We start from the raw sequence: 4602 nt of genomic DNA on the forward strand, positions 1-4602 counted from the left end.
TTCTGTAAATCCCTTATTGTTATATTTAAAATATATAACCTAATTAAAATTTACACAATTATCTGTAAAGACCCTAAGATACTTTGATATAATAAAACAACTTTAGGTATTATTTTTGCTTTATGAAATTTTTTTATGATAAAAGAGTTTTAAATTTTGCAGTTATAATAGTACTTACTATTATAACTGTGAGTTGGACTTCTTATATCTTTAAGCAAGATGTTAATATATATTTTTTAATTTCTATTCTTATTCTAAGATGTTTAACATCTTTTTTGTTTTTACGTGACTATATGGCAAGTTGGAGAAAATCAACACAAAAAACATTCTTACGTAAAGTATTTATAAATGTCCCAGTATTTTTTATAGTAGCTTTTGCTTTTTATGGCAAGGTTAGGTTTGCACTTACCTTTTCTGAATTCTTGTCTTATGTCTTTTTGATTAATTTAAGTGTATATTTCTATTGGTACCTGGCAAATAGAAGTCAAATAGAGAAAACAAAAACAGCGGTTATCTATGGGGCTGGAGCGGCTGGGACTAAAATAGCTCAAGAGTTATCAGCTACTGGATATCGTATAAAATTTTTCGTTGACGATGATAAGGCTTTGCAGAAAAGAAGTATAGACGGAAAAAGAGTTTTATCTAGCTCAAGGTTACGTAAAGAGTTACGCTCTTCACGATTTGATTTATTAGTTGTTGCATTACCTAAAAGTGCTAATCATATAGTTAAGAAAATTTATAAGAAACTAGAAAAAAACTTTAATCAAATTAGGATTATGCCTCCTCTTGAGGATGTACTTCAAGATGAAAGTTTTATGTCTCAGTTAAAGCCAGTTTCTGTATATGATCTGTTATCTAGAGATTCTAAGAACTTAGATGCTCAATCTATTTCAAAATTTATTAAGGATAAAATCATTTTAGTCACAGGGGCTGGTGGAAGTATAGGTTCTGAAATTGTTAGACAATGTATTAAATATGAAGCAAAACAGATAATTTTGCTTGATCATAGTGAGTTTAACTTGTATAAGATTACTGAAGAGTGTAACGGATATAATATCAAAAGTGTCTTATGCTCAGTATGTGATAAAATGTCATTTGCTAAAGTTTTTGAAAACTATTCTCCAAATATAGTATTTCATGCAGCAGCATACAAGCATGTTCCTTTAGTTGAGGAAAATATTTCTCGAGCTATTAGGAATAATATACTTGGAACTAAAAATGCTATAGATTTAGCTATTAATGTAGGAGTTGAGTCATTTATTTTAATATCAACAGATAAAGCTGTGCGTCCTACTAACGTTATGGGAGCTACTAAAAGAGTCTGTGAGTTGTATCTACAGAATGTTGAATCAAAAAATACTAAGCTTGCAGCAGTGCGTTTTGGTAATGTTCTTGGTAGTAGTGGAAGTGTTATACCAAAATTTGAGGAGCAAGTTAGAAATGGCGGACCAATTACTGTAACGCATCCGGATATTACAAGGTACTTTATGCTTATCCCAGAAGCATGTGAGTTGGTACTACAAGCTGGAGCAATTGCGAAAAACTCAGAAGTTTTTGTATTAGATATGGGGCAACCAGTTAAAATACTTGATCTTGCTAAGCAGTTTATAAGATTATCTGGTAGGGATGATATTGATATCAAGATTATAGGGTTACGTCCAGGTGAGAAGCTTTATGAAGAACTGCTAGTTGATGAGAATGATATTAGTACTGAATATAAAGATATTTTTATTGGTAGAAAGACATTCTATGATATAAAGATTTTAGAAAATGTTCTTGAAGAGCTATTTGTTGAGCAGGCAGATGAGCAGATAAAATTATTAAAGCAAATTGTTCCAGAATTTGATCATAAGTTGAATAGGTAAATAGTTATGTTGTATAAGGTCATAAAAAGATTTTTAGATATTGTTTTATCTTTTATTGGGTTGGTGCTTCTAAGTCCGGTATTTGTTTTATTGATTATTTTTATAAAGCTAGATTCTAAGGGGCCAATATTTTTTAAACAAAAAAGAGTTGGCCAATATAAAAAACATTTTATGATATATAAGTTTAGGACTATGTATATAGATACTCCCAAAGATATGCCAACACATTTGCTTCAAGACCCTACAAAATGTATAACTAAAGTAGGTGGTTTTTTACGTAAAACATCTTTGGATGAACTACCACAAATTATAAATATTCTAAAAGGTGAAATGAGCATCGTTGGGCCAAGACCTGCTTTATGGAATCAAGATGATTTAATTGCAGAGCGAGATAAGTATGGAGCGAATGATATACCTGTGGGGTTAACTGGGTGGGCTCAAATAAATGGACGTGATGAATTGCCTATTCCTAAAAAAGCACAACTTGATGGTGATTATGCTAAGAATAAAAGCACTTGGTTAGATTTTAAATGTATTTTTCTAACAGTTTTTTCAGTTTTTGCTAAGAAAGGTGTTGTTGAGGGTGGAACAGGATCCTTAGGTGATAAAAAGGATTAAAAATGAAAAAAAGAGTTTTAGTGACTGGGCTAAATAGCTATGTAGGCAATTCATTCGTATCTTTCTGTAAAGATGAGTTTGATATTGATAAGATTTCTTTAAAAGATGATACGTGGCAAGATTTAGACTTTTCAAAATATGATTCAATCCTGCATGTTGCAGGTATTGCCCATACTTCAAAAGATCCAGCATTAAAAGATATGTACTATAAAGTAAACACTGAGCTAACTTTTAATATTGCTGAGAAGGCTAAATTTGATGGAGTTAAACAATTTATATTTATGAGTAGTATTATTGTCTATGGAGATAGTGCTCCTATTGGCCAAGAAAAAATCATAGATAAGTTTACCCAACCTAAACCGGATGATTTTTATGGTGATAGTAAGCTGCAAGCCGAGCTTAAATTAATGCAATTAGAATCAGAATCTTTTAGAGTCGCAATAGTTAGGCCACCAATGATATATGGTGAAGGTTCAAAAGGAAATTATCCTAAGCTTGTCAAGCTTGCAAGGTATGCTTTTATTTTTCCAAATATAAAAAACCAGCGGAGTGTTTTACATATTGATAAGCTATCTCAATATTTAAAAAGTATAGTTGAAAATGAGTGTTATGGTATTTTCATGCCTCAAGATGAGAGGTATTTTTGTACTTCTGAATTTATTAAAGAATATCGAAAAAATATAGGTAAAAAAACATATCTTACAAAAGTTTTTAATCCATTTATTATACTTTTAGCTAGAAAGATTGGTTTTATCAATAAAGTCTTTGGGAATATGACATTCAGTAGAGATATATAGTACTGATATGAACTTATATATTTCAAGATGTGTTGTTTTTTATTTAGTAATATGCTTATAAAAATTGTACCAAGCTAAAAAAACTAAGAATACACATGAATTTGTGATAAATTTATAATCTCAAAGTCAATATTATTATTTTAGGTATAAAAGTGATTATTTCTTTTGTAAGATTCAATAGGGTTAGTCTGTTAATATTATGTGTGATTTTTTTATGTTTTTTATTCGCTAATGTTTGCCAGCCAATGTTTATGGATGATTTTTGGAGATCAAATATTGACGCCTTTTATAATGGAACTATTTTTGCGAATTTAAAACATGATTACTTTTGTTGGACTGGTAGGTTATCTGCACAACTTCCAGTTTATTTCTTTTTTAATAAGGATTATCCATCTTTAATATATTTACTAGATATTATAAATGCTCTCGCTATGACATCTTTGATTATATTTTTATTCAAATCTATAACAAAAGGTCAGGATAAGATACCTGGCAAAGAATTTATAGTATACTTGGGTATATTTATGTCATATTTTATGATATCTGGTTTTATTGCACACTCAATGTGGAAAACAGTAGGCATACAATATTTATGGGGATTAACATTACTCATTATTTTTTATTATTACTGTTTTGTTGAGCAAAAAGAAATTAAAATTTTATCTTTCATAATAGGTGTTATCATAGGGCTATATAATGTGGCTTTTTCTATGGTTATATTTATTTTATTCTTATGCTATATTGTTCACCAACTACTTCAAAAACAAAAGATTAACAAAAATACTTTCTTCTTTTTTATTCCTTTTGTGATTTCAACGGTAATTCTAATAACAGCTCCTGGGAATTATGTTCGTGAAAGTAATATGATTAATGGGCAAAGCTTATTTTTATACTTAATAACACATATTGTAAGTTTTATCGGAATATTTTTTTCAAGTTGGGAGCTATCTTTACCATTTATCTTGTCTATCATACTAACATCTATCTACGAAGAAAATATAAAAACAAAAGTACTTACGTTAGTTGCGCTTATTCTTGTTTCATGTTCTATGCTTTTAATTATGTTTGGTTTAGCTTTACGTGTTGAAATGATTTATATGACTGTTTACTTCTATATAGCATGTAAATATCTATTTAATAGTAATATTTACGATGTTTTAAAAAGAGTTTATATATTATTTAGCATCATTGTATTAATATTTTTTGGTTTACTTTTGAGCTCATATTTACAAGTTGGATTATATAATGGGACTGTTGAAATCTGATATTAATTTTAAAATTGTTTAAAATATACTGAAAAGTAATATATGATTTTTTTATGT

4 protein-coding genes are annotated in these 4602 nt (G+C 29.0%); all 4 read left to right on the top strand.

The window, feature by feature from the left end; genetic code table 11:
* Positions 1 to 122 precede the first annotated feature (122 nt).
* Positions 123 to 1865, top strand: a complete 1743-nt coding sequence (locus AB8E56_RS11145; RefSeq protein WP_329481111.1) for a nucleoside-diphosphate sugar epimerase/dehydratase — start codon at positions 123 to 125, stop codon at positions 1863 to 1865.
* Positions 1866 to 1871: 6 nt separating this feature from the next.
* Positions 1872 to 2483, top strand: coding sequence for a sugar transferase (locus AB8E56_RS11150; protein ID WP_329481113.1), 612 nt, complete (start codon positions 1872 to 1874; stop codon positions 2481 to 2483).
* Positions 2484 to 2485: 2 nt separating this feature from the next.
* Positions 2486 to 3280, top strand: coding sequence for an NAD-dependent epimerase/dehydratase family protein (locus tag AB8E56_RS11155; RefSeq protein WP_329481115.1), 795 nt, complete (start codon positions 2486 to 2488; stop codon positions 3278 to 3280).
* A 152-nt stretch (positions 3281 to 3432) separates the two neighbouring features.
* Positions 3433 to 4545 (top strand): DUF6056 family protein, encoded by a 1113-nt coding sequence (locus AB8E56_RS11160; RefSeq protein WP_329481117.1) that lies wholly within the window; start codon positions 3433 to 3435, stop codon positions 4543 to 4545.
* Positions 4546 to 4602: the final 57 nt, after the last annotated feature.

Source organism: Francisella sp. 19X1-34 (genome assembly GCF_041102755.1).
Taxonomy (GTDB): domain Bacteria; phylum Pseudomonadota; class Gammaproteobacteria; order Francisellales; family Francisellaceae; genus Francisella.

Coding starts and splice junctions, on each gene's coding strand:
- AB8E56_RS11145 (WP_329481111.1), top strand. CDS start 123: ATGAAATTTTTTTATGATAAAAGAGTTTTAAATTTTGCAGTTATAATA.
- AB8E56_RS11150 (WP_329481113.1), top strand. CDS start 1,872: ATGTTGTATAAGGTCATAAAAAGATTTTTAGATATTGTTTTATCTTTT.
- AB8E56_RS11155 (WP_329481115.1), top strand. CDS start 2,486: ATGAAAAAAAGAGTTTTAGTGACTGGGCTAAATAGCTATGTAGGCAAT.